This is a genomic window from Hydrogenophaga sp. FW305-3-2-15-A-LB1, from assembly GCF_058787875.1.
In genome coordinates this window covers 1-23,118 of sequence record NZ_JBYTAE010000010.1, presented here as the reverse complement: position 1 = coordinate 23,118, position 23,118 = coordinate 1, and the positions used below count along the sequence as shown (strand labels likewise).

The 23,118-nt window shown below is 68.0% G+C and carries 22 protein-coding genes and 1 tRNA gene; 6 read left to right on the top strand and 17 right to left on the bottom strand.

Translation table 11 applies throughout. The features are described 5' to 3' along the window. Window positions 1–36 precede the first annotated feature (36 nt). The 4 genes from AC3WPZ_RS04650 to AC3WPZ_RS04635 all read right to left on the bottom strand — a co-directional run bounded on the left by AC3WPZ_RS04650 (window position 37) and on the right by AC3WPZ_RS04635 (window position 2,832). Window positions 37–837: an IclR family transcriptional regulator gene (locus AC3WPZ_RS04650; protein ID WP_382157475.1), complete on the bottom strand. Its 801-nt coding sequence runs from the start codon at window positions 835–837 to the stop codon at window positions 37–39. A 103-nt stretch (window positions 838–940) separates the two neighbouring features. Next, window positions 941–1,678 carry an arginyltransferase gene (locus tag AC3WPZ_RS04645; RefSeq protein WP_382157477.1) on the bottom strand — a complete coding sequence of 246 codons (738 nt, stop codon included), beginning with the start codon at window positions 1,676–1,678 and terminating at the stop codon, window positions 941–943. Beyond that, a complete protein-coding gene (gene aat / locus AC3WPZ_RS04640) occupies window positions 1,675–2,445 on the bottom strand; it encodes a leucyl/phenylalanyl-tRNA--protein transferase (RefSeq protein ID WP_444686688.1) in 771 nt (256 codons plus the stop codon). Before aat ends, AC3WPZ_RS04645 begins: the two co-directional genes overlap by 4 nt. A gap of 30 nt (window positions 2,446–2,475) precedes the next feature. Next, a complete protein-coding gene (locus AC3WPZ_RS04635) occupies window positions 2,476–2,832 on the bottom strand; it encodes a VanZ family protein (protein ID WP_382325136.1) in 357 nt (118 codons plus the stop codon). A 38-nt stretch (window positions 2,833–2,870) separates the two neighbouring features. Here AC3WPZ_RS04635 and AC3WPZ_RS04630 point away from each other — a divergent pair. Continuing rightward, window positions 2,871–2,946 (top strand) — tRNA-Asn (locus AC3WPZ_RS04630). 78 nt (window positions 2,947–3,024) lie between these two features. Here AC3WPZ_RS04630 and AC3WPZ_RS04625 read toward each other — a convergent pair. The 8 genes from AC3WPZ_RS04625 to AC3WPZ_RS04590 all read right to left on the bottom strand — a co-directional run bounded on the left by AC3WPZ_RS04625 (window position 3,025) and on the right by AC3WPZ_RS04590 (window position 10,679). Continuing rightward, window positions 3,025–4,098 (bottom strand): NAD(P)/FAD-dependent oxidoreductase, encoded by a 1,074-nt coding sequence (locus tag AC3WPZ_RS04625; RefSeq protein WP_444686687.1) that lies wholly within the window; start codon window positions 4,096–4,098, stop codon window positions 3,025–3,027. 7 nt (window positions 4,099–4,105) lie between these two features. After that, a complete protein-coding gene (fdxA, locus tag AC3WPZ_RS04620; RefSeq protein ID WP_382157485.1) occupies window positions 4,106–4,435 on the bottom strand; it encodes a ferredoxin FdxA in 330 nt (109 codons plus the stop codon). Window positions 4,436–4,537: 102 nt separating this feature from the next. Then, window positions 4,538–5,848, bottom strand: coding sequence for a sulfate adenylyltransferase subunit 1 (locus tag AC3WPZ_RS04615; RefSeq protein WP_444686686.1), 1,311 nt, complete (start codon window positions 5,846–5,848; stop codon window positions 4,538–4,540). 112 nt (window positions 5,849–5,960) lie between these two features. Then, complete coding sequence (cysD, locus tag AC3WPZ_RS04610) at window positions 5,961–6,920, bottom strand: sulfate adenylyltransferase subunit CysD (RefSeq protein WP_382325132.1); 960 nt, start codon at window positions 6,918–6,920, stop codon at window positions 5,961–5,963. After that, a complete protein-coding gene (locus tag AC3WPZ_RS04605) occupies window positions 6,917–7,666 on the bottom strand; it encodes a phosphoadenylyl-sulfate reductase (RefSeq protein ID WP_382325130.1) in 750 nt (249 codons plus the stop codon). Before AC3WPZ_RS04605 ends, cysD begins: the two co-directional genes overlap by 4 nt. Window positions 7,667–7,685: 19 nt before the next feature. After that, window positions 7,686–8,078, bottom strand: coding sequence for a DUF934 domain-containing protein (locus tag AC3WPZ_RS04600; RefSeq protein WP_492438419.1), 393 nt, complete (start codon window positions 8,076–8,078; stop codon window positions 7,686–7,688). Window positions 8,079–8,089: 11 nt separating this feature from the next. Next, a complete protein-coding gene (locus tag AC3WPZ_RS04595; protein WP_492438417.1) occupies window positions 8,090–9,865 on the bottom strand; it encodes a nitrite/sulfite reductase in 1,776 nt (591 codons plus the stop codon). A gap of 22 nt (window positions 9,866–9,887) precedes the next feature. Next, entirely contained in the window at window positions 9,888–10,679 is a 792-nt protein-coding gene (locus AC3WPZ_RS04590) for a sulfite exporter TauE/SafE family protein (RefSeq protein ID WP_382157497.1), read from the bottom strand. Window positions 10,680–10,845: 166 nt separating this feature from the next. Between AC3WPZ_RS04590 and AC3WPZ_RS04585 the strand changes: the two genes are divergently transcribed. After that, window positions 10,846–11,658: a hypothetical protein gene (locus AC3WPZ_RS04585; RefSeq protein ID WP_382325127.1), complete on the top strand. Its 813-nt coding sequence runs from the start codon at window positions 10,846–10,848 to the stop codon at window positions 11,656–11,658. Between the two features lies 1 nt (window position 11,659). On the opposite strand, the gene AC3WPZ_RS04580 is transcribed toward AC3WPZ_RS04585, so the two are convergent. Then, entirely contained in the window at window positions 11,660–12,820 is a 1,161-nt protein-coding gene (locus AC3WPZ_RS04580; protein WP_382326571.1) for an FAD-dependent oxidoreductase, read from the bottom strand. 14 nt (window positions 12,821–12,834) lie between these two features. Further along, window positions 12,835–13,116 carry an oxidative damage protection protein gene (locus AC3WPZ_RS04575; protein ID WP_291118974.1) on the bottom strand — a complete coding sequence of 94 codons (282 nt, stop codon included), beginning with the start codon at window positions 13,114–13,116 and terminating at the stop codon, window positions 12,835–12,837. Window positions 13,117–13,394: 278 nt separating this feature from the next. Here AC3WPZ_RS04575 and AC3WPZ_RS04570 point away from each other — a divergent pair, with 278 nt between their 5' ends. Continuing rightward, window positions 13,395–14,165: a ferredoxin--NADP reductase gene (locus AC3WPZ_RS04570; RefSeq protein ID WP_291118977.1), complete on the top strand. Its 771-nt coding sequence runs from the start codon at window positions 13,395–13,397 to the stop codon at window positions 14,163–14,165. 91 nt (window positions 14,166–14,256) lie between these two features. Further along, window positions 14,257–14,772, top strand: coding sequence for a disulfide bond formation protein B (locus AC3WPZ_RS04565; RefSeq protein ID WP_382325626.1), 516 nt, complete (start codon window positions 14,257–14,259; stop codon window positions 14,770–14,772). A 24-nt stretch (window positions 14,773–14,796) separates the two neighbouring features. On the opposite strand, the gene argA is transcribed toward AC3WPZ_RS04565, so the two are convergent. Continuing rightward, window positions 14,797–16,137 carry an amino-acid N-acetyltransferase gene (argA, locus tag AC3WPZ_RS04560; protein WP_382325123.1) on the bottom strand — a complete coding sequence of 447 codons (1,341 nt, stop codon included), beginning with the start codon at window positions 16,135–16,137 and terminating at the stop codon, window positions 14,797–14,799. Between the two features lie 20 nt (window positions 16,138–16,157). Here argA and hrpA point away from each other — a divergent pair, with 20 nt between their 5' ends. Beyond that, window positions 16,158–20,090 (top strand): ATP-dependent RNA helicase HrpA, encoded by a 3,933-nt coding sequence (gene hrpA, locus AC3WPZ_RS04555; RefSeq protein WP_492434843.1) that lies wholly within the window; start codon window positions 16,158–16,160, stop codon window positions 20,088–20,090. A gap of 22 nt (window positions 20,091–20,112) precedes the next feature. Here hrpA and AC3WPZ_RS04550 read toward each other — a convergent pair whose 3' ends face one another. After that, entirely contained in the window at window positions 20,113–21,054 is a 942-nt protein-coding gene (locus tag AC3WPZ_RS04550; RefSeq protein ID WP_492438413.1) for a FecR domain-containing protein, read from the bottom strand. Window positions 21,055–21,253: 199 nt separating this feature from the next. On the opposite strand from AC3WPZ_RS04550, the gene AC3WPZ_RS04545 reads away from it, so the two are divergent. Next, window positions 21,254–21,970: a Rieske (2Fe-2S) protein gene (locus AC3WPZ_RS04545; RefSeq protein ID WP_382325116.1), complete on the top strand. Its 717-nt coding sequence runs from the start codon at window positions 21,254–21,256 to the stop codon at window positions 21,968–21,970. Window positions 21,971–21,973: 3 nt separating this feature from the next. Here AC3WPZ_RS04545 and AC3WPZ_RS04540 read toward each other — a convergent pair. Further along, window positions 21,974–23,118, bottom strand: a 1,145-nt coding sequence (locus tag AC3WPZ_RS04540; protein WP_492438410.1) for a pyridoxal phosphate-dependent aminotransferase, incomplete at its 5' end; no start/stop codon positions are given.

Sequence of the window (23,118 nt, the reverse complement as noted above, 5' to 3'; positions counted from 1 at the left end):
GGCCCGTCAGGGCCGTTTTTCATGGGGGTGACGCGCTCAGCGGGCGGATGCCGGCATCGGCACCTTGGGGCAGCCCAGCGCGGATGAAATCTCGGCAGCGGTGGAGCGCAGCTTGGGCACCCAGCTCTCGTCGATGCGGTCCGCGGGGGCGGAGATCGACAGCCCAGCCACCAGCTTGCTCTGGTCGTCGTAGATGCCGGCGGCCATGCACCTCACGCCCAGCTCCAATTCCTCGTTGTCCCGTGCGAGGCCGGCTTGACGGCACTGCGCCAGTTCGCGTTCCAGGGTGGCGAGCTGGGTCAGGCTGTTGCGCGTGTTGCCGGCCAGCCCGGTGCGGGTGGCGTAGGCGCGCACCCGTTGCGGCTCGTCATCGGCCAGGAAGAGCTTGCCCACCGAGGTGAGGTGCAGGGGCGCGCGGCCACCAATGGCGCGCACCACTTGCATGCCGGAGCGTTCGCTGTACGCCCGCTCCACATAGACGATTTCGTCGCCCTGGCGCACGCTCAGGTTGACGGGCTGCTGGATCATCTTGTGCAGCTCGCGCATGGGCAGCAGGGCGGCATCCCGCACGCTCAGCCGTGCCTTGACCAAGTTGCCCAGTTCCAGCAACCGCATGCCGAGCCGGTAGCTGCCTGCCTCGGGCCGATCGACAAACCGGCCGATGGTCAGGTCGTTGAGGATGCGGTGCGCGGTCGAGGGATGCAGGCCGGTCTTCTCGCTGATTTCCTTCAGCGACACCGGTTCCTCGCGCGATGCCAGCACTTCCAGCAGGTTGAACATGCGTTCGATCACCTGGACAGTGGGCGTGCTGGGAAGGGTCTCGGAGCGTTTGGTCATGAGAGGTCAGAGGTTGTTCTTGATTTTACAAGATGAAATCCACTTCCTCCAACCGGTGCCGGAACACGCTGGCAGCGAACGCCGCCCTCGGTCAGGCCACGCCTCAGGGCGCCGTGATCCAGCGGCCCTCGAGCAGCAACTCGTGCGGCTGGAAGCCCGCCTTGTAGTTCATCTTGCTGCTCTGCCCGATCCAGTAGCCCAGGTACACATGGGGCAACTCCAGCGCGCGGGCCTGATCGATCTGCCAGAGCACGCTGTACGTGCCGTAGCTGGCCTTTTCATCGGGTTCGTAGAAGGTGTAGACCGCCGAGAGGCCATCGTTCAGCACGTCGACGATCGAGACCATCTTGAGCCGGGAAGGGCCACCGTCGGTGCCGGGCTGATGGAACTCCACCAGCCGCGAATTGACCCGGCTCTGCAGAAGGAACTGCGTGTATTGGTCGATGCTGTCGTGGTCCATGCCGCCGCCGGCGTGGCGGCTGTTCTGGTAGCGCAGGTAGAGCTGGTAGTGCTCGGGGATGAAGCAGAGCTTGAGCACGCGCGTCTGCAGCATGCCGTGCTGCTTCGCCGATCGCCGCTGGCTCCGGTTGGGTGTGAACGAAGCGACCGGCACGCGCAGCGGCACGCAGGCCTGGCAGCCATCGCAATACGGGCGGTAGGTGAACATGCCACTGCGGCGGAAGCCGTGCGTGACCAGATCCGAGTAAGCATCGTTGTGGATGAGGTGGCTGGGGGTGGCGACTTGCGAGCGCGCCTGACGGTCCGGCAGGTAGCTGCACGGGTAAGGTGCCGTGGCGTAAAACTGCAGCGCCTGAAGCGGGAGTTCTTTGAGGTGGGTCACGCGCGAGGACCGTCGTCAGAGAGGATGTGCTGCCAGTATACGGGCTCGAATTCCCAGCGTGGGGCAGGGTGGGGCAGGGCCATTCGAACGTGTCGGCAGAACTCGTCGCGGGCCATGAGCTGGCCGCCCAGCGATGCCAGGTGCGTGGTGTTCTGCTGGCAGTCGATCAGGGGCATGGCGTGGGCGCGGCAGAAGGCGATCAGCGCCGCCAGGGCGATCTTGGAGGCATCGCTGCGGCGGCTGAACATCGACTCGCCGTACACCATGGCGCCGAGATTGACGCAATACAGCCCACCGGCCAGCTCGCCGTCGAACCAGGCCTCCACACTGTGTGCGAGGCCTGCGTGATGGAGCCGGACGTAAGCTTCCACCATGGCGGGCAGGATCCAGGTGCCAGTCTGGCCTTCGCGCGGCGTGTGCGCGCAGGCGCGGATGACACGTTCGAAGTCGTGGTCGAAGCGCACTTCCAGCCGCTGCTCGCGCAGCAGCCGGGTGAGTGTCTTGCGCAGCGAGCGGTGCAGGCGGAACTGGCGGGTCTCCAGCACCATGCGAGGGTCGGTGCTCCACCACAGGATGGGTTGGCCCGCGCTGTACCAGGGGAAGATGCCACGGGAGTACGCGGCGACCAGTGTCGGCACATCCAGCACCCCGCCTGCGGCGAGCAGACCGGGCGCGGGGTCCGTGGCACTCCAGGCCGTTTCCACGGACGGAAACGCTTGGCCGGGCTCGAGCCACGGCAATGCTCGGTTGGGCGGGGTGTGTGACATGCCACTATTGTGCGCGGCGGCCCCGCGGTTTCAAGCGGCGGGGCGGGCGATCCGACGAAGAAGCCACCAGGCCAGGGCGCCCAGCAGGATGCCCACGCCATCGGCCGCGAGATCCGACCATTCGCCGTAGCGCCACCCCGTGGCCGCCTGGGCCAGTTCGATGGCGCCGCCATAGGCCAGCAGAGACGCAGCCACCGCGTTGGGCCGACGTGGATAGGCGAGCAGGCCCAGGAACGCCAGCCAGGCGAATCCGAACGCGTGCTGGGCCTTGTCCCATATGTCGAGGCTCTGGGGTGGAAGCAGGACCACGGGCACGAGCGAGGCGACGGTGAGCACCGCGACACTGAGCCAGAAAAGCGGTTTGATGATGAAGATGAAGCGGGTCATGGAAAAACGCGAAAAACGACGCTATAATTCGAGGCTGTTCCCTGATAGCTCAGTCGGTAGAGCGACGGACTGTTAATCCGCAGGTCCCTGGTTCGAGTCCAGGTCGGGGAGCCAGACAGACAAAGACAAAGGCCTTCTTCGGAAGGCCTTTGTCTTTTCTGCGTTTTGTCACTGCGCACAACACGGCCTGGCTCAATCCAGCACCGGCGAGTCCACGCCCAACACCTTGTGCAGCTTGGTGCTGCTGGTGGTGTATTGCAGCGTCACCTTCTTGTCGGGAAAGATGAAGGGCGCGGCGCCGAAGGCGGCCAAGGCGCACTCATGGAAACCGGAGAGGATGAGCTTCTTCTTGCCCGGGTAGGTGTTGATGTCACCCACCGCGAAGATGCCTGGCACGCTGGTGGAGAACTTTTCGGTGTCGACCACCAGCTGCTTGCGTTCGATGTCCAGGCCCCAGTCTGCGATCGGGCCGAGCTTGGGCGAGAGACCGAAGAACACCAGCAAGGCGTCCAGAGGCACGACTCGGGTCACGGCGTCGGGGCCGGTGACTTTCAGGCCTGTGAGGCGGCCATCGGTTTCCTCGAAGCCGGTGGTCTGGCCGACGATGAACTGCATCTCGTGGCGTTCGCAGAGTTCGCGCATCTTTGCCACGTTCGCGGGCGCGGCTTGAAAGCCGTCGCGGCGGTGGATGAGGATCACGCTGGCGGCCCGGTGCGGGCCCTCGGCCGCGAAGGTCAGGGCCCAGTCGAGCGCCGAATCACCTCCACCAATGATGACCAGGTGCCTGCCCGCGAAATCGGCCGGGCTCCTGACCCGGTAGAACAGCTGGGTGTCCTCGAATCGGTCCAGCCCCTCGACATTGAGCTTGCGCGGCTGGAAAGCGCCCACGCCAGCGGCGATGAACAAGGTCTTGGTGAGGAACCGCGCGCCCTTGGAGGTGGCGACGAAGAAGCGGCCATCCGCCTGCTGTTGCACGCTGGTGACTTCCTGGCCAAGGTGGAAGCTGGCACCGAAAGGCTTGATCTGCGAGAGCAGGCGATCCACGAGCTCCTGCCCGGTGCACACCGGGATGGCGGGGATGTCGTAGATGGGCTTGTCCGGGTACAGCTCGACCGGCTGACCGCCGGGGTAGGCGAGTGAGTCGATCACGTGCGCCTTGATCTCCAGCAGGCCCAGTTCAAAAACCTGAAAGAGGCCGACCGGGCCCGCGCCCACGATGACGGCATCGGTTTCGATGGGGCCGTCGGGCGTGTTGGCGAAGGTCATGCCAGGTTCAGCGAATCAGCTCCGACAACTTGTCGCTGCGGTCTTTCCACTCGTCGTGGTCGGGCAAGGGATCCTTGCGCTTGGTGATGCTCTTCCAGCCCGGCAGGCGGGCGAGCTCGGCGTTGAGCTCGGTCATGTGCTGCTGGTCCTTGGGCAGGTCTTCCTCGGCGTAGATCGCGCTCACCGGGCATTCGGGAATGCACACCGCGCAGTCGATGCATTCATCCGGGTCGATCGTCAGGAAGTTCGGGCCTTCGCGGAAACAGTCCACGGGACAGACGTCCACACAATCGGTGTATTTGCAGCGGATGCAGGCTTCGGTGACAACGTGGGTCATGGTGATGATGGGAATCGGTAGAACCCCGGATTTTAGGGTTTCCCTGAACCCCAGGCAGGCGCAAGCCCCTTGCCTGGGTACGCGTTAAGGACGGAGGGTCTTTCAGAGCACCAGCAAGGCGCCCGAGGTGCGGTGGCTGGCGGTGTCCACCAGCACCAGGGACCCGAGGGTGCGCGAGCGCTCGAAGGGCAGGGTGGCCAGCGGTTCCTGCAGCGCCAGCTCGATGTGGCCGATGGCGTTGGGCTCGAGCTGGCTGGCCTCTTCCTCGGCCAGTGTGTGGATGTCCAGGCGGTGCACGATGCGCTTGATCTTGGCCTTGACCCAGCGGTGGCCATGCAGCGCCCAGTACACGCGGCCGGGCACCAGGGTCTCGTCGTCGAGCCAGGCCACGGTGGCGCGGATCTCGCGGCTGCCGGTCAGGGTGTCCTGCGCTTCACCATCCTCGACGGCCAGCAGCCAGTCGCCGCGCGAGACATCGACCTCGCGGTCGAGCACGATGCCGGCGCTGTGGCCGGCCAGCACGGCCTGGGGCTGGCGCACGTGGTTGAGCACCTGCGCGACCACGGCGGTCTGACCGTTGGGCATGATGCGCACCGCCTGACCCGGCTGCACGCCACCCGTGGCCACACGGCCCCAGAAGACGCGGCGGCCTTGCGAGGTGTCGGACGAGCTGCTGAATTTCTCCACCCATTGCACGGCGAAGGCGAAGGGCAGCGTGTTGTCGGCCGGCGTGACGGGCAGGCCTTCGAGGATCTCCAGCAGCGTCGGGCCGCTGTAGCCGCACCAGCCGGCCTGCTCGCTGGCGTCCACCACGTTCCAGCCCTTGAGAGCCGACACCGGCACGGTGGCCGTGACCGGGATGCCGGCCTGCGCGGCGAACTGCCGCAGCGCCGCGGCGATGTGGGCGAAGGCCGTGCGGCTGTCCTCGACGGCGTCGAGCTTGTTGATGGCGAACACCACCGAGGGCACGCGCAGCAGCTTGAGCAGCAGGCTGTGGCGGCGGGTCTGAGGCAGCAACTGCAGCGCGGCGTCGGCCCAGTTCAACTTGGTGGCGTCCACCAGCACCACGGCCGCGTCGGCGCTGGAGGCCGCCGTGACCATGTTCCGCGTGTACTGCTCATGGCCCGGGGCGTCGCCGATGATGAACTTGCGCGCTTCGGTGCTGAAGTAGCGGTAGGCCACGTCGATGGTGATGCCTTGCTCGCGCTCGGCCGACAGGCCGTCGGTCAGCAGGGCGAGGTCGGTCTGGCCGTGGCGCTGCACGCCGGCCAGGTGGTCCTGCAGCACGGCCTTGCTGTCGACCAGCAGGCGGCCGATCAGCGTGCTCTTGCCATCGTCCACGCTGCCGCAGGTGATGAGGCGCAGGGCTGAGCGGGTGTCTTGGGCAATGGGAGTGAGTTCAGCGGTGGTCATGGCGATCTTTCTGCGAGAGATATCTGTTCAAGGGTGTCGCGGGTCCGGCTTCGCCGGCCCGCAGACACCGCCCCCAGTGGGGGTGACGCGCCACGGGCGCGGCGCGGGGGCGTCAAAAGTACCCGTCTTTCTTGCGCTTCTCCATCGAGGCGTCGGACGTCTTGTCGTCCATGCGCGTGGCGCCGCGTTCGCTGACCTCGGCGGCCAGCGTCTCGATCACGATGTCGTCGGCCGTGGCGGCCAGGCTCTCCACCGGGCAGGTGCAGGTGATGTCGCCCACGGTGCGGAAGCGCACGTCGCGCACTTCCACGGTTTCGCCGTCGCGCGGCGGCGTGAGTTCGGTCACCGGCACGAGCAGGCCGCGGCGGTCCACCACTTCGCGCTGGTGCGTGTAGTAGATCGAGGGCAGGGCGATGTTTTCGCGCGCGATGTACTGCCACACGTCCAGCTCGGTCCAGTTGCTGATGGGGAACACGCGGAAGTGCTCGCCGGGCTGGATCCGGGTGTTGAACAGCGTCCAGAGTTCGGGGCGTTGCGCCTTGGGTTGCCACTGGCCGAAGCTGTCGCGGTGGCTGAAGATGCGCTCCTTGGCGCGGGCCTTCTCCTCGTCGCGCCGTGCGCCGCCGATCAGCGCATCGAAGCGGAATTCCTCGATGGCTTCCAGCAGCGTGACCGACTGGTGCACGTTGCGGCTCTCGCCTGGATGGGCCAGGCGCACGGTGCCACGCGCCATCGAGTCCTCGACGCTGCGCACGATCAGTTCGGCGCCGAGTTCCTTGGCGCGCAGGTCGCGGAAATCGGTCACTTCTGGGAAGTTGTGGCCGGTGTCGATCATCAGCAGCGGGTAGGGGATGCGGCCGGCGCCGAAGGCCTTCTCGGCGCACTTGAGCATGACCAGCGAGTCCTTGCCACCCGAGAACAGCAGCGCGGGGCGCTCGAAGGCGGCAGCCACCTCGCGCAGGATGAAGATGGTTTCCTCTTCCAGGGCATCCAGGTGGGCGTTGCTCAGGTGGTGATCGCTGGCGTGTTGCAGCGCGGTCTGGATCACGGCGGTTTCGGTGCGGGCGTTCATGCGTGGGTCCGTTCGAGAGGCGATACGAGGGGTTCGGCGGCGGGCTGCACATGCAGGCCGCATTCCTTGGCGCTTTCCTGCTCCCACCACCAGCGGCCGGCGCGGAAGTCCTCGCCGACGCTGATGGCGCGCGTGCAGGGCGCGCAGCCGATGCTGGGGAAGAACTGGTCGTGCAGCGCGTTGTAGTCGAGCTGGTGTTCGGCAATGAAGTGCCAGACATCGCCCCAGGTCCATTCGACGATGGGGCTGACCTTGATGCGCTCGGGCTCCTGCACGATCTCGCCCACTTCGGCGCGCGCGTTGGATTGTTCGCGGCGCAGGCCGGTGATCCAGCCGTCCTGGCCGGCCAGGGCGCGCGCCAGAGGCTCCATCTTGCGGATGTCGCAGCAGGCCTTGCGCAGTTCGATGCTCTGGTACATCGCCTCTTCGCCGTTCTTGCGCACGAAGTGGATGACCGATTCCTGCCTGGGCCGGAACACCTGCACGCTGATGCCGTAACGCTGCTCGATCTTCGGGATCAGCGCGAGCGTCTCGGCGTGCAGCTTGCCGGTCTCCAACACGAAGACGCTGGCCTCGATGCCGGCCAGGTGCATCAGGTGCGTGACCACCATGTCTTCCGCGCCCAGGCTGGAGGCTTGCGTGAGCCTGGGGTGGTTGGCGGCCGTCTCGCGCAGCAGTGCGATGCTGCGCTCGACCTTGGCGGCGAAGTCGGGCGAGGGGCGGTTGTAGAGAGCGATGGCGGTCATGGCGGTGGCTGTGAGACGCTCAGGCGGTGGCGGCGAAATGCGGCGCGGTGTGCACCGCATCGCCCTGGTAGAAGGCGGGGTAGTGCTTCAACAGCGCTTCACCATGGGCGAGGTTCTGGTCGGCGCGCAGCACGGCCTGGCTGAAGCCGCTGCGCTGCATCTGCACCAGCTGGTCGATCAGTACGTCGCCCGTGGCGCGGATCTGGCCCCTGAAGCCCAGGCGGCGGCGCAGCAGGAAGGCCTGGCTGAAGGCTCGGCCGTCGCTGAACTTGGGAAAGTGCAGTTCCACCACGCCAATGCCGCTCAGGTCGGCCTCGCGGGGATCGGCGTCGTTGGCGATCGAGAGGCGTTGTGCCTCGGCTTCGGTGGCAGCGAAGGTGTCGGCGCTGAAGAGTTGAAGGTTCTGGCTCATGCGGTCTCTCCTCAGGCGGCGGCGCGGGCCGTGCTCGTGCGCACCGCGTTGGCGGCGGTCTTGAACGGGTCGGCACCGGTGCGGCGCAGGGTGTTCACGAAGGTCTCCTGGCCCGTGCGCTGGGCGCGGTAGGTGTCGAGCAGGGCTTCGATCACGTCGGGCACTTCGCTGGCGGCGAAGGACGGGCCGATCACCTTGCCCGGCGTGGCGTCGCCGGAGAGGCGCGTGCCGTCCGAGCCGCCAAGCGTGACCTGGTACCACTCCTGGCCGTCCTTGTCGACGCCCAGGATGCCGATGTGGCCGCTGTGGTGGTGGCCGCAGGAGTTGATGCAGCCGCTGATGTGCAGGTCGATCTCGCCCAGGTCGTGCAGCTCGTCGAGGTCCTTGTAGCGGCCCAGGATGGCCTGTGCCAGCGGCAGCGAGCGCGCGTTGGCGAGGTCGCAGAAGTCGCCGCCGGGGCAGGCGATCATGTCGGTGAGCAGGCCGATGTTGGGCTTGGCCAGGCCCAGGCGGCGCGCCTCGCGCCACAGCTCGGGCAACTGGTCGCAGCGCACCCAGGGCAGCAGCAGGTTCTGTTCGTGCGTCACGCGGGCTTCGCCGGCCGAGAAGCGCTCGGCCAGTTCGGCGGCGCGCTCGAGCTGTTCGGCCGTGGCATCGCCGGGGGCCTGGCCGAAGCGCTTGAAGGACAGTGTGACGGCGCGCAGGTCGGGGTTCTGGTGCGGCTTCACGTTCTGCTGCAGCCAGCGGCTGAATTCCAGGTCGTCCTCGGCCGCGGCCTTGAGGATGTGCGCGATCTTGGCGTCGGCGCTCTTGCGGTCGCAGTTGAGTTGCGGCGGCACGAAGAAGGCGCTCACGCGGTCCAGTTCGGCCTGGCTGATGGTGTGCGGCGCGCCGTCCTTCTCGAGGATGTCCTGGTACTCGGCTTCCACCTGGTCGGTGAAGGCCTGGCCTTCGGCCTTCACCAGGATCTTGATGCGGGCCTTGTAGATGTTGTCGCGGCGGCCGAAGCGGTTGTAGGCGCGCACCACGGCTTCGAGGTAGTTGAGGATCTGGTTCCAGGGCAGGAACTCGCGGATCACGCTGCCGATGATGGGCGTGCGGCCCATGCCACCGCCCACGCGCACCTGGAAGCCCAGGTCGCCGTCGACGTTGCGCAGCAGGCGCAGGCCCACGTCGTGCCAGGGGGTGGCGGCGCGGTCTTCGCGCGCGCCGGTGATGGCCACCTTGAACTTGCGCGGCAGGAAGGCGAACTCGGGGTGCAGCGTGCTCCACTGGCGCAGGATTTCGGCGAAGGGCCGCGGATCGGCCACCTCGTCGATCGCGATGCCGGCAAGCGCGTCGGTGGTGATGTTGCGGATGCAGTTGCCGCTGGTCTGGATGCCGTGCAGGCCCACGCTGGCCAGCAGGTCCATCACATCGGCCGAGCGCGAGAGCGGGATCCAGTTGTACTGCACGTTCTGGCGCGTGGTGAAGTGGCCGCAGCGGTCGGGCAGCGTGGGCACTTCGGACAGGCCGGCGTTGGCCTTGCTGACGTCGTGCTCTTCCTTGTGGTCGAAGTCGCGCGCGATCTTTGCCAGCACGCGCAGCTGCGGCGCGGAGATCTCGCCGTAGGGCACGGCCACGCGCAGCATGGGCGCGAAGCGCTGCACGTACCAGCCGTTCTGCAGGCGCAGCGGCTTGAACTCGTCGTCGCCCAGCGTGCCGGCTTGCCAGCGGGTCAGCTGGTCCCGGTACTGGGCGGCGCGCAGGTGCACGAACTGGCGGTCAAAGTCGGAATATTGGTACATCGTCTTCGTGGGTCTTCAGGAATCAAAAAGCGATCAGCTTCGTGCCGGCATAGGCCAGCAGCAGCGACAGCGCCGAGCGCACCAGGCGCTCAGGGGTGTGGCGCATCAGACGCGTGCCCAGCCAGATGCCGGGCAGCGAACCGGCGAGCAGCTTGGCCAGCAGCGGCCAGTCGACCGAGCCCAGGCTCGCGTGGCCCAGGCCGGCGACCAGCGTGAGCGGCACGGCGTAAGCGATGTCGGCGGCCACGATGCGGGGCAGCGGCAACAGGGGAAACAGCAACAGCAGCACGGAGACACCGATGGCGCCCGCACCGACCGAGGTGAGCGTGACGAGGGTGCCGATCACCGCACCGAACAGCACCGGCAGGCTCCAGTGGCGCGCATGCGTGGCCTGGGCCAGCTGGCCTTCGGGCAATTGGCGGGGCAGCTGTTTGCCGCGCGCCGCCTTGTAGAGCATGGCCACTGCCGTCAGCAACAGCGCCACGCCCAGGGTGTTCGTCATCAGCGATTGCACCGTTGCGCTCGTGGGGCCGAGCTGGCGCAGCACCAGCAACGTCAACAGCGCCGCCGGCAGGCTGCCGGCGCTCAGCTGGCCGACCACCCGCCACGGCACCAGCTTCTGCCGCGCCAGGCTGACCGTGCCGCCCATCTTGGTGAAGGCGGCGAACAGCAGGTCGGTGCCGACCGCCAGGTACGGTTTGACGCCGAAAAAGAAGATCAGGATGGGCGTCATGAGCGAGCCGCCACCTACCCCCGTGAGACCCACGATGAGTCCCACGGCGAATCCGGCCAGGATGATGGCGATGTCAGGCATGGGCGAGACTGTAGAGAGACATCGATATATCCCAAACGATTTTTTGTTCATGGGTATATGCCACCCTGGAATAAACAAATGAGCGATGTGCCGAATCGCACACGAGATGGCCGCTCGTCGTACAACTCCGACCGCACATCGGTCTGCTGGGCGTAACATCCGCGCCATGCAAAAGCAGCGCATCCTGGTCAGCGTGGTCGGTTTTTCCGACGTGGAACGCCATGCGCTGAACACCGTGTTCCGGCTGTCGCAGGAACGCGAGCTGTCTTACGCCCCCTGGGTGCCCATGGCGCCGCCGGGCGCGGTGATCCCTTCCGGCGTGGCCCAGGTGGCCTTGGTGGATGGCGAAAGCCTGGAGGCCGTGCTGTCGCACGCCAAGGAGATGCCACCCGGGCAGCGCCTGATCTGGGTCGGCCCGGACGCCCCCGATCACGCCTGGCGGGTGCTGGACCGGCCGATCGAATGGGCCGCCGTGCTGCACGACCTGGATCTGGTGTTCGCCGCCCGGCAGGCCGATTCGGGCCTGCTCGATCTGGACGTGACCGCGCCGGCGCCGCTGGACATCGACCTCGAGATGGACACCGGCGAACCCACCGACATGACCCGGCGCGCCCTGGTGGTGGGGGCCGAGGATCAGGAAGGCACCTACCTGCGCACCCGCCTGGCCCTGGCGGGCGTGGGCCATGTGGACGAGGTGGTCGACACCGAGACCGCGCTGGAACTCATGGAGCGCAACCGCTATGTGTGCGGCGTGTTCAACCTGGACGACCATCGCATCGACGTGTGGGCGCTGATGCGCCACTTCGTCGCCCGCAATCCCCAGGCGCTGACCTTGGCGACGACCGAGCTGGCCGGCCCGCTGGCGGGTTGGTGGCGCCGCCGCAGGGTGCGGCGCGACGCGCACCGCGTGGGCATCACGGCCCTGCTGGAGCGGCCGTTCCAGCCGCGCCAGGTGTCCGAGTGGCTGGACCTGATCTGAGCTACTGACGGCGCGCCTGTTTCCAGGCGAAGCGCGCGGGATCGATCGCCCGCAGCAGGTCCTCTTCCACGTCGGGCGTGGCCTCACCCTCCATCTGGGCGGCCAGCTGGTTCGCGCACCAGGCGGCCAAGGTGATGCCGCGCGAGCCCAGCGCGGCCAGCAGGTAGAGCCCAGGCCGGCGAGGGGTGTCCGCCAAGGGCACACGGCCCCGCCGGACACCGGCCGCCGCCATATGGGCCTTCAGCGCCTCGCCGTCGGGCACCGCACCCACCAGCGGCAGGCGGTCCAATGAGGCGCAGCGCACCTGCGCCCAACCCAGCAGCTCGCCTCGCTGCCAGACCTGCCGCAGGTCCAGCGCCGCGCTCGGGCAGATGGCCTCCAGGCTCTCGGCGTTGCGCTCGTGCGCCTGCTCGCTCAGCTGCGTGCTGTTCTCGCCGCGTTCGTAGGTGGAGCCCATGGCCCAGACGCGCGCCGGCCAGGCGGGCGGCAACCCGGTGTCTTCATAGAGGGGCACGTACACGCCGTTGTCGCGTTGCGGCCGCTCGGCCAGCGGGTCGCCGCTCTGGGCGGCCAGGCTCATCTGGCCCTTGACCGGGCGCAGGGGCAGGGCGTCGGCGTCCATCCAACTGGCGGGGCCGGTCAGCAGGGCATGGCTGCCATAGGCCGCGGCGACCACGGCCATTGGGGCTTCGGCCACGCAGCGGCCCTGGGCATCCAGCGCCTGCCAGCCCACGGCGGAGGAGGCCAGCGTCTGCACCGGGGTTTGCCACACGCACGCCAACGTGCCCAGGTTCGCCGCTTCGTCGAGCCAGGCCCGCACCAGGGCGGCCGGGCGCACCAGCGCGGCGGGCCAGCGGCCCGGATCGTGTCCCAGGTTGTCCACCTCGCAGGCTTGCCAGCCCTGGCCTGGTGGAACCAGCCGCTGCAGCTCGGCCAGGGTGGTCGCCACGCCCAGTGCGGACAGCCGCGACAGCGGAGTGGGCGCGCGGGTGACATGGGGGCTCAGCATGCCCACCGGCAGGGCCGAGGCGCCTTGCGCCGGGCCGCTGGCGGCATCGACCAGCGTGAGCCGCCAGCCGCGCCGCGCCAGCACCGCGCAGACCGCGGCGCCCGCCAGGCCGGCGCCGATCACCACGGCATGGCGGGCTGGGGGTGGGGGCACGGCCCGGGCGGCGGTCAGTTGCCTTCGGGCGGCGGCGGCACGAAACCGGCGGCGGCGTCGGCGCCCTCGCCGAAGAAGTGCTTTTCCATCTGGCGCGCGAGGTACTGGCGCGCGCGCGCGTCGGCCAGGTTCAGGCGGTTTTCGTTGAGCAGCATGGTCTGGTGCTTGAGCCAGGCGGCCCAGGCCTCCTTGCTCACGTTCTCGTACAGGCGCTTGCCCATTTCGCCCGGGTAGGGCGGAAAGTCCAGGCCTTCGGCTTCCTTGCCGAGCTTGATGCAATGAACGGTGCGTGCCATGAGAAACGTCCTAGGAGGTGTGGGTTAGATGGATTGGTTATAACGAACTGAAGAAATAATTCGTTCCCGGACAGGCCAATCGTCGGCATGATCCGGGACTCTTTGTTCGTCGGCGCAGTTCGCCGTGGTGGGCGCAAGGCCCCGGGTATCCCGGGCAGCCCGTCACTGTAGCAAGGTTTCGGTGTCCGTCCCGCGAGTGGGGCCGGCCGATCACCCCGCCAGCCGCACGGCCGGCCCGACTTTTTACAATACGGGGTTCGACCCCATCAGGATCTCTCATGAGTGCATTTCTGGAAGAGCGCGTGCTCAGCGTTCACCATTGGACCGACCGGCTGTTCAGCTTCACCACCACGCGCGACACCTCGCTGCGGTTTTCCAACGGCCACTTCACCATGATCGGCCTGCGGGTGAACGACAAGCCCCTGCTGCGCGCCTACAGCATCGTCAGCCCGAACTGGGCCGACCACCTCGAGTTCCTCAGCATCAAGGTGCAGGACGGCCCGCTGACCTCGCGCCTGCAGCACATCCAGGTGGGCGACAGCATCGTCGTCGGCCGCAAGCCCACGGGCACCCTGCTGATCGACTACCTGTTGCCGGCCAAGCGCCTGTACCTGCTGGGCACGGGCACCGGCCTGGCGCCCTTCATGAGCGTCATCCGCGATCCGGAAACCTACGAGCGCTTCGAGCAGGTCGTGCTGGTGCACGGCGTGCGCCAGGTCAAGGAACTGGCCTACCGCGAACTGATCACCGAGCAGCTCAAGCAGGACGAGTTCCTGGGCGAAGCCGTGCAGCAGAAGCTGCTGTACTACCCCACCGTCACGCGCGAGCCCTTCATGCACCAGGGCCGCATTCCTCAGCTGCTGGGCGACGGCGTGATCGCCAAGGACCTGGGTATTCCGCCCCTGAACCCGGCCGAAGACCGTGTGATGATCTGCGGCAGCCCCGAGATGCTGCGCGACCTCAAGGCCCTGTGCGAGAAGCGCGGCTTCAAGGAAGGCAACACCACGACGCCGGGCGATTTCGTCATCGAACGCGCCTTCGTGAGCTGAAGCGGGGGAACTTGCGGTGGATCGCCGGGCTCAGTGATCTGTCCCGCCCGGCGGCCGCCTTCTCCCAACTTCAGGATTTCCCTTGATCGCCATCCTTTCCCCTGGCCAACCGTCTCCCCTGACCCAGCACCCCCGCCGCATCCTGGGGCTGGTGGCCGCCGCTTGCGCCGCCATGCTGGCCTTCGGCCTGTACCTGCAGCACGTCGTGGGCCTGGAGCCTTGCCCCATGTGCATCGTGCAGCGCTACGCCCTGGTGGCGGTGGCGCTGGTGGCCGGCGTCTCGGCCCTGTTGAAGGGCCGCGCGGCGCGGCAGGCCGGCATCGCGCTGATGGGCCTGCTCGCGGTCTTCGGTGCTTTCACGGCCGCGCGCCAGAGCTGGCTGCAATGGAACCCACCCGAGATCATGAGCTGCGGGCGCGACTTCTTCGGCATGATCGAAGCCTTCCCGCTGCGCAGGGCCATTCCCATGATCTTTCGCGGCAGCGGCGACTGCTCGGTGATCGACTGGACCTTCCTCGGCCTGTCGATCGCGAACTGGTCCTTCCTGTGCTTCTCGGCCATCGTCGCGCTGGCCGTGGCCCTCTGGGTGAAGCGCCCGGCCGCCTGAGGCCGTCCGGGCCGGCGCCGGCCCTCAGCTCAGCTTCTTCACCAGCACCTGGCTCTTGCGGTCCCAGTTGTACTTGCGCTTGCGCGCCTCCGGCAGCCAGTCCGCGCTGACCTGCACGAAGCCGCGCTTGACGAACCAGTGCATGGTGCGCGTGGTGAGCACGAAGATGCTTTGCAGGCCTTGCGCCTTGGCCCGGGCCTCGATGCGCTTGAGCAGCCGTTCGCCGTCGCCCTGGCTCTGCGTGTGAGGTGAGACAGTGAGCGCGGCCATTTCGCCGGTGCGCTCTTCCGGGTAGGGGTAGAGCGCCGCGCAGCCGAAGATCACGCCGTCGTGCTCGATGATGGTGTAGTTGCCCGCGTCGCGTTCGATCTCGGTGCGGTCGCGCTTGACCAGGGTGCCGTCCTTCTCGAACGGCTCGATCAGCGCCACGATGCCGCTCACGTCGTCCATGGTGGCCTCGCGCACGCTCTCGAGTTTTTCGTCCACCACCATGGTGCCGATGCCGTCGTGGGTGTAGATCTCCAGCAGCAGCGCTCCGTCCACCGAGAACGGCAGGATGTGGCTGCGGTCCACGCCGCCTTCGCAGGCGCGGATGCAGTGCTGCAGATAGAACGCGGTGTCGGTGGGCTGGGTGGCCGGGGGCAGGGCGGCCAGCATCTTCTTCGCGTCGGCCAGCGGCAGTTCGGTGTCGATGTCGCTTTCCGGGTCGGCCTGATCGACGCGGATGCCCGGCACCTCGGTCAGGAACATCAGCTTGTCGGCCTGCAGCGCGACGGCCACCGAGGTCGCCACGTCTTCCATGGTGAGGTTGAAGGCCTCGCCGGTGGGCGAGAAGCCGAAGGGCGAGAGCAGCACCATCGCGCCCATGTCGAGCGTGCGCTGGATGCCGTCGGTGTCCACCTTGCGCACCAGGCCCGAGTGGATGAAGTCCACGCCGTCGATCAGGCCCACGGGCCGCGCGGTGATGAAGTTGCCGGAGATCACGCGCACCGTGGCGCCCGCCATGGGCGTGTTGGGCAGGCCCTGGCTGAAGGCGGCCTCGATCTCGTAGCGCAGCTGGCCGGCGGCTTCCTGGGCGCAGTCCAGCGCCACCTCGTCGGTGATGCGCATGCCGTGCGAGTACTTCGCCTCATGGCCCTTGAGCCGCAGCTGTTCGTTCACCTGCGGCCGGAAGCCGTGCACCAGCACGATGTCCACGCCCATGCTCTGGATCAGCGCCAGGTCCTGCGCCAGCTTCTCCAGCTTGCCGGCCGCGATGGCCTCGCCCGCGATGCCGACCACGATGGTGTTGCCTCGGTGCTTGTGGATGTAAGGCGCGACCGAGCGGAACCAGGGGACGAAGGTGAAGTTGAAGACAGTGGACATGGGGCGGTGGTCAGGCGGGCATGGGGCCGGGCGCGGATAATGGCCGGTTGCCCGATTTTGACCGAAGTTCCCACTTGTCCTCCACGCCGCTGCACATCGAATTCCCGGAAAGCCTGCCCGTCTCTGCGCGCCGCCATGAGATCGAGGCCGCGATGCGCGACCACCAGGTCGTCATCGTCTGCGGCGAAACAGGCTCGGGCAAGACCACGCAGCTGCCCAAGATCGCGCTGGCCATGGGGCGGGGCAAGTGCAACGCGAAACCGGGCCAGCGCGGCCAGCTGATCGGCCACACCCAGCCGCGGCGCATCGCCGCCTCCAGCGTGGCCAAGCGCATCGCCGAGGAACTCAAGACACCGCTGGGCGATGTGGTGGGCTACAAGGTGCGCTTCCAGGACCGCCTGTCCAAGGACGCCTCCGTCAAGCTGATGACCGACGGCATCCTGCTCGCCGAAACGCAGACCGATCCCGACCTGCGCGCCTACGACACCATCATCATCGACGAGGCGCACGAGCGCAGCCTCAACATCGACTTCCTGCTCGGCTACCTGCGCCAGCTGCTGCCGCGCCGGCCCGACCTCAAGGTGGTGGTGACCTCCGCCACCATCGACGCCGACCGTTTCGCGCGCTACTTCGCCTCGGCCAAGGGCCCGGCGCCGGTGCTCATGGTCTCGGGCCGCACCTTTCCGGTGGAGGTGCGCTGGCGCCCGTTCGAGGAAAGCCGCGACTACGACCTGAACAACGCCATCGCCGACGCGGTGGACGAACTCTGGCGCGGCCCGGCCGGCGGCGACATCCTGGTGTTCCTGCCGGGCGAGCGCGAGATCCGCGAGGCGGCCGACCACCTGCGCAAACACCTGAGCCACATTCCCACGCTGCGCAACGCCGAGGTGCTGCCGCTGTTCGCGCGCCTGTCGCAGGCCGAGCAGGACCGCATCTTCCAGGACCACAGCGGGCGGCGCATCGTGCTCTCGACCAACGTGGCCGAGACCTCGCTCACGGTGCCCGGCATCCGCTTCGTGATCGATGCCGGCACCGCCCGCGTGAAGCGCTACAGCTTCCGCCAGAAGGTGGAGCAGCTCATGGTGGAGCCCATCAGCCAGGCCGCGGCCAACCAGCGCGCCGGCCGCTGCGGCCGCGTGGCCGACGGCATCGCGATCCGGCTCTACGACGAAGCCGGCTTCGGCGCGCGCCCAGCGTTCACCGACCCCGAGATCCTGCGCAGCTCGCTCGCGGGCGTGATCCTGCGCATGAAGGCCTTGCGCCTGGGCGCGGTGGAAGACTTCGCCTTCATCGAGGCGCCGCAGAAGCGCGCCATCGTCGACGGCTACCAGTTGCTGGCCGAACTCAACGCGGTGGACGAGGCCAACGAGCTCACACCCATCGGTCAGACGCTCTCGCGCCTCCCGCTGGACCCGCGCGTGGGCCGCATGATTCTGGAGGCGCAGCAGCGCGGTGCGCTCGACGAGGTGCTGGTGATCGCCTCGGCCCTGAGCGTGCAGGATGTGCGCGACCGCCCGCTGGACAAACAGGCGCAGGCGGACCAGGCGCACGCCAAGTTCGACGACGAGAAGAGCGAATTCAGCGGCACGCTCAAGCTCTGGAAATGGCTGGAGGACACCAAGGGTGGCCACGGCAAGGACCACAAGCTCAGCCACCGGCAGTACGAGAGCGTGCTGCGCGAGAACTTCGTCAATGTGCGGCGCGTGCGCGAGTGGCGCGACATCCACAGCCAGCTGCACACCGTGGTGGCCGAGCACCAGTGGAGGCTCAACGACAAGCCCGCCAGCTACGAGCAACTGCACCTGGCCATGCTGGCCGGGCTGCTGGGCAACGTGGGCCAGAAGCACGAAACCGAAGACTGGTACCTGGGCGCGCGCGGCATCAAGTTCCACCGCCACCCGGGCGCGAACCTGAGCAAGCGCCCGGGGCGCTGGATCGTGTGTGCCGAACTGGTAGAGACCACACGCCTGTTCGGGCGCGGCATCGCCGGCATCGAGCCGCTGTGGCTGGAGCAGGTGGGTGGGCACCTGATCAAGAAACAGCTGCTCGACCCGCACTGGGAGAAAAAAGCCGCGCAGGTCACGGCGCTGGAGCGCGCCACGCTCTACGGTCTGGTGATCTACAGCAACCGCCGCACCGACTACGGCAAGGTGGACCCGGCCGGCGCGCGCGAGATCTTCATTCGCGAGGCGCTGGTGGCCGGCGAGTGGGAGACGCGCCTGCCGTTCCTGGCGGCCAACCAGAAGCTGGTGCGCCAGGTGGCCGAGCTGGAGCACAAGTCGCGCCGGCAGGACGTGCTGGTGGACGACGAGCTGATCTACGCCTTCTACGACCAGCAACTGCCCGCGCACATCTGCAACGGCGCGGCCATGGAGCGCTGGTACCGCGACGCCGTGCGCGAGAACCCCAAGCTCCTGCTGCTCACGCGCGAGGAACTGATGCGGCACGAGGCCGCCGGCATCACCACGCAGACCTTCCCCAAGACACTGCGCCTGGGCGGCGTGGACTGCGCCTGCAGCTACCTGCACGAGCCTGGCGACCCGCGCGACGGCCTGTCGGTCACGCTGCCGATCTTCGCGCTCAACCAGGCCAGCGAAGACCGCTGCGACTGGCTGGTGCCCGGCATGCTCAAGGAAAAGGTGCTGGCCCTGCTCAAGACCCTGCACCAGCGCCCGCGCTCGCGCCTGGTGCCCTTGCCGGCGACCGCCGAGCGTTTCGCGCAGGCGCTGTGCGAGCCCGCCACCTTCGGCGCCGGCAACCTGATGGACGCGGTGCTCAAGCTGGTGCGCGAGGCCACGCAGCTCGATATCCAGCGCAACGACATCAAGGTCGACATGCTCAGCGCGCACCACTTCATGCACCTGCGCGTGGTCGACGAACACGGCCGCCAGTTGGGCCAGGGCCGCAACCTGGCGGCGCTCAAGGCCGAGCTGGGCGCGCAGGCGCGCGGTGCCTTCCAGGCCCTGGCCTCGCTCAAGATGGAAGGGTTGCGCGCGGCGCCTGCGCCCGCCGCGCCCGTCAAGGGCGGCCCGGCGCCGGTGGCGGCCAAGGCGGCCGCCGCCAAGGCCCCGGCCGTGAGCGCGGCCCAGCGCCACACCGCCTGGGATTTTGGCGAGCTGCCCGAGCTGATGGAAATCCGCCAGGGCCAGCAGACCCTGATTGGCTTCCCGGCGCTGGTGGACGACGGCGAGGCGGTGCGCATCGAGGTGTTCGACGAACCCGAGGTGGCCCAGGCGCGGCACCGCGAAGGCCTGCGCCGCCTGTGCGCGCTGCAGATCCGCGACGCGCTGAAGTACCTGGAGAAGAACCTGCCCGGCCTGCAGGCCATGGGCGTGGCCTACATGCAGGTGGGCAAGGAAGCGGGCGGTGGTGGCACGCTGGAAGAGTTGCGCTCGCAGATCCTGGAACTCGCGCTGGACCGCGCCTTCCTCGGCGACCCGCTGCCCACCGACGAAGCCGCCTTCAAGCGGCGCGTGGAAGAGGGGCGGGGGCGCCTCACGCTGATCGCCAACGAGATCGCCCGCACGGCCGGCACCGTGCTCACGGAGTACGCCGCCGCCGCGCGCAAGCTCAAGGACAGCAAACCGCCGGCGGACGTGGCCACCGACATCGCGCAGCAGCTGCAACGCCTGGTGCCCAAGCGCTTTCTCCTGCAGACGCCGTACGCGCAGTTGCAGCACCTGCCGCGGTATCTCAAGGCGGTGCAGTTGCGGCTGGACAAGCTGCGCGCCGATCCGGCGCGCGACGCCGCCAAGCTGGCCGAGCTGCGGCCGCAGGATCAGCGCTTCTGGCGGTTGGTGGCCGAGCGCAAGGGCGTGCAGGACGCCCGCCTCCAGGAGCTGCGCTGGCTGCTGGAGGAACTGCGGGTGAGTTTCTTCGCGCAGGAGCTGCGCACCCCCCAGCCGGTGAGCGTGAAGCGGCTGGAGAAGGCCTGGACCCAGCTCAACGCCTGAGCCTGGGCCTCGGGCGAACGGCTCAGTTCGCGGTGAGCGCCACGCGGCCTTCGCTCACGCCCAGGGCGGTGTCGGCGCGCAGCCGCTGCAAGACGGCTTCGGCGTCCTCGCGCGTGGCGAACTGGTTGATGCGCACCTCGTGGCGCCCATCCTTGGCCAGGGTTTGCGCCGGGTAGCCCGCGGTCTGCAGCCGGGTGCGCAGCGCGGCGGCATCGGCCGCGCTGTTGAAGGTGGCCGCCACGGTGCGCCAGCGCCCGCCTTGCAGCAGCACACCGCTGCCGGGCTGCATTTCGGCCTGGCCGATGAATTTGGCCAGCTGGGCCGGCGTGGCCTGGTCGGCCGGTTTTTCCGGCTGGCCGGTAAACACCACCCAGAATGCGCCGGGCTTGTCGAGCTCGATGCCCGGCTTGGCCTCGCGCACCACCTCGACCTTACCCTCGAACACACACACGGCGTCGTGGGCCGCATCGGTCATGGTCCAGAAGTCGGTGCCGCGGATGCCCACCGTGGCCGTGGCCAGCTCGACGTTGAGTTCGCGTTTGTTGCCCAGGGCCTTGCTGGTGTAGTCGGTGGCGTAGCGGAACACGCCGCTCACGAGTTTGAAGGCGCTCTTCTGCTCGCTGGGCGCCGTGGCGCTGCTGCGGCTGGTGTCCAGCGACTGGATCAGGAACTCGGTCTGCTCCCCCAGCTTGATGGTGCTGCGGTCGTCCATGCGCAGCAGCATGCGCGAGCCGTTGGCGGTGATGGCCTTGTCGTTGGCGCGCAGTTGGGCCCCGGGCTCGGCCGGGCGGCGCTGGCCGTTGCGCTCCACCCAGGCGGGCAGTTGAACGGCTTCGACCACGGTCGTGCTGGGGGTGGCGTGGGCCGGGCTGCTCAAGCCCCAGGCGACAGCGGCGCAGGCCTGCCAAAGCACCGCACGGCGGCTCAGGTTCTTGAGGCGATGGAAAGGGTGGAGGGGGGGCACGGGGAAAGGTCCTTCAGCGATGCGCGAAAAAAAAGCCTGTCCGACAGGCCGCTCGGTGTCCCAAGTTACGTCCATATCGGCGTGCCGGATGCACTTCTTGACGCCGGCATGTGAGAAAAACACGGGTTGACACCGGCGGATGCATGCGTTTCACTGCCCCAAGGTGGCCGGCACAACGGCCTTTCATCGGAGATGGGCGATGGATCGACGCGAATTCGTGGAAGTGTGCGCGCTCGGCGGTGGCTCGCTGGCGGCGGCGTTGGCGCAGACCGCCTGGGCCGCGGATGCCAGACCGCGTTCGTACGGCCGGGTTCAATTGCTCGACGATGTGGGCAAACCGCTCAAGGCGTCGAACCTGAAACCACAGACCAACTACGTTTTTCACTACCCCTTCGAAGCGACACCGGTGTTCCTGCTCGACCTGGGCAAACCGGCGGCGGCGACCCAGCTGCAGACCCGCGACAAGCAGAGCTACCAGTGGCCGGGGGGCATCGGCCCGCGCAGGAGCCTGGTCGCGTTCTCGGCCATCTGCGCGCACAAGCTGGTGTACCCGACCAAGGACCTGAGCTTCATCAGCTTCCGCAAGGGCGCGGCCACGAATCCGCAGACGCCGAGCAAGGGCAACGACCTGATCCACTGCTGCGCCGACCACAGCCAGTACGACCCGGCGCGTGGCGCCCAGGTGCTCAACGGCCCGGCCGAACAACCCCTGTGCGCGGTGCTGATCGAGCACGATGCGAAGAGCGACACGCTCACCGCCACCGGCACTCTGGGCGGCGAACTGTTCGACGACTTCTTCAAGAAGTACGAGATGAAGCTCAGCCTGGAGGTGGGGCCGAACGCGAAGCAGGCCGTGGCCCGCCAGGCCACGGTGGTCGAACTGGAGCGCTATTGCCGCAACCCCGTGCGGTGCTGAGCCTTACAGGCGCGCCAGGCGTGTGAGGGCTTCGCGCAAGGTGTCGTCCTTCTTCGCGAAGCAGAAACGCACCACGCGCTGGTCGAAACCGTCGCCATAGAAGGCCGAGAGCGGGATGGCGGCCACGCCGATCTCCTTCGTGAGCCACTGGCAGAAGTCGCCCTCGGGCAGGTCGCGCTCTGGCACGGCCAGGGCCGAAATGTCCACGCACTGGAAGTAGGTGCCTTCACCAGGCAACAGGCGAAAGCGCGTGGCGGCCAGGCCTTCGCGGAACAGGTCGCGCTTGCGCTGGTAGAACGCGGCCAGCTCCAGATAGGGCGCCGGGTTGCCCATGTAGGTGGCCAGCGCGTGCTGCACCGGGGTGTTCACCGTGAACACGTTGAACTGGTGCACCTTGCGGAACTCGGCCGTGAGCGCGGCTGGGGCCACCACCGTGCCGACCTTCCAGCCGGTCACGTGGTAGGTCTTGCCGAAGCTGCTGACGATGAAGGCGCGCGCGGCCAGGCCGGGGAAGCGCGCCGCGCTCTGGTGCGCCTGGCCATCGAACACCATGTGCTCGTACACCTCGTCGCTGATCAGCAGCACGTCGGTGGGCGCGAGAAGCGCCTGCAGGCGCTGCATGTCGGCCTCGCTCCAGACCATGCCGCTGGGGTTGTGCGGGCTGTTGATGATCAGGGCGCGCGTGCGCGGCGTGATGGCGGCAGCGATGCGGTCGAAGTCGGGCCGGAAGGTGCCGGGCGTGAGCGGCACGCGCACCGCGACGCCGCCGGCCAGCTCGATGTTGGGCACGTAGCTGTCGTAGCAGGGTTCGAGCACGATCACTTCGTCGCCGGGTTGCACCACGGCGAGGATGGCGGTCAGGATGGCCTGCGTGGCGCCCGCCGTCACGGTGATCTCGGTGGCCGGGTCGCAGGCCAGGCCGTAGAGGGCCTGCATCTTGGCGGCCATGGCCTGGCGCAGCGCGAGCGCGCCAGGCATGGGCGGGTACTGGTTGTGGCCGGCCTGCATGGCCCGCGTGACCGCTTCCACCAGGGCTGGGTCGCAGTCGAAATCGGGGAAGCCCTGGCCCAGGTTCACCGCGCCGTGCTCGGCGGCGAGCGAGGACATGACGGTGAAGATGGTGGTGCCGACCTTGGGCAGGCGGGAGG